Here is a 257-nt window from a genome sequence, read left to right as displayed (position 1 = left end):
CCTGCCCTTAAGCTAAAATACGGGCCTATAGCTCAGCTGGTTAGAGCGCACGCCTGATAAGCGTGAGGTCAGTGGTTCAAGTCCACTTAGGCCCACCAAAAAATATTTTAGCAGACAACAACAGGAAGTATGGGGGCGTAGCTCAGCTGGGAGAGCACCTGCCTTGCAAGCAGGGGGTCAGGAGTTCGATTCTCCTCGTCTCCACCATTTTATTGAACCTTGAAAAGTATATAGAAGAAACTGAAAAGTAAGTAAAG

The 257-nt window shown here is 47.5% G+C and carries 2 tRNA genes; both read left to right on the top strand.

From position 1 onward, the window contains the following. Positions 1-21 precede the first annotated feature (21 nt). Positions 22-98, top strand: a tRNA-Ile gene (locus tag M3079_RS09365). 33 nt (positions 99-131) lie between these two features. Then, a tRNA-Ala gene (locus tag M3079_RS09360) sits at positions 132-207 on the top strand. The last annotated feature ends 50 nt before the right edge of the window (positions 208-257 follow it).

The sequence above is a fragment of the Phascolarctobacterium sp. ET69 genome (genome assembly GCF_023336935.1).
Lineage (GTDB): Bacteria > Bacillota > Negativicutes > Acidaminococcales > Acidaminococcaceae > Fusicatenibacter_A > Fusicatenibacter_A intestinipullorum.
Note: the sequence above shows the minus strand (reverse complement) of the source record. Positions and strands in the feature narration are given on the sequence as shown.